We start from the raw sequence: 1,186 nt of genomic DNA on the forward strand, positions 1-1,186 counted from the left end.
AGGAATTGACTGGAGGAATCCGCAACTGAGCTGGCGACCGCAGAGCGCGGGCTGATCTAGGAAAATCTGCGGCTGCCGGCATTTTGAGGAGTCCCAACGCATTCAATCTGTGATTCACTGCGTCGCATGGATGCTGATCGCGACGCTGTTCCGGATGACGTTGCCGCCCTGAAAGAGGCGCTGGCAGTCGAGCGCGCGAAGGGTTTGGAGGTCGCCGCTGAACTCGCGGTCGCCCGCGCGAAAGCGTCGCAAGACGAAGCGCTGATTGCCCAGCAGAAGCTGCAGATCGCCAAGCTAAAAACATCAGATCTATGGGCAACGGTCAGAGCGTTCAGCGCGGCTGATCGAGCAGTTGGTGCTGACGTTCGAAGAGCTGGAAGCCGACGCCGCCGAGGACGAGCTTGCGGCGGAACGGGCCGTGGCGAAGACGACGACGGTGCGTGGATTTACGCGCCAGCGTGCCGAGCGCCAGACCTTCCCCGAGCATCTGCCACGGGAACGGGTGGTGATCGATGGGCCTACGGCTTGTGAATGCTGCGGCAGCAATCGCCTGCGCAAGCTCGGCGAGGATGTGACCCGCACGCTGGAAGTGGTGCCGCGCCAGTGGAAGGTGATCGAGACGGTTCGGGAGAAGTTCTCCTGCCGCGACTGCGAGAAGATCAGCCAGCCGCCGGCGCCATTCCATGCCGTCGCCAGGGGATGGGCTGGCCCGAGCCTCCTGGCCATGATCATGTTCGAGAAGTTCGGCCAACATCAGCCGCTGAACCGCCAGGCCGAGCGCTACGCTCTGGAAGGCGTGCCGATCGCACTGTCGACCATGGCGGATGCCGTTGGGGCGGTCTGTGCCTCGCTAGATCCGTTGCTGCGCCGCCTTGAGGCCCATGTCATGGCGGCCGAGCGCCTTCATGCCGATGATACGACCGTGCCGGTGCTGGCCAAGGGAAAGACCGACACGGGGCGGTGCTGGATCTACGTGCGGGACGACAAGCCATTTGGTGGAGCCGGCCCGCCAGCGGCGATGTTCTACTACTCGCGCGACCGCAAGGGCGAGCATCCCCAGGGGCATTTGGCTGGGTATGCCGGCATCCTGCAGGCCGACGCCTATGACGGGTACAACCAGCTCTATCTGGCGGGGCGTCAGCCCGGACCGATCCGGGAAGCCGCGTGTTGGTCGCATGGAAGGCGC

Annotated in this window: 1 pseudogene; it reads left to right on the plus strand. The window is 64.3% G+C overall.

Going from position 1 to position 1,186, the window contains the following annotated elements:
* Positions 1-126 precede the first annotated feature (126 nt).
* A pseudogene (tnpC, locus tag XI09_RS01235) lies at positions 127-1,186 on the plus strand (IS66 family transposase); the annotation flags it as partial.

Source organism: Bradyrhizobium sp. CCBAU 11386, from assembly GCF_028128955.1.
Lineage (GTDB): Bacteria > Pseudomonadota > Alphaproteobacteria > Rhizobiales > Xanthobacteraceae > Bradyrhizobium.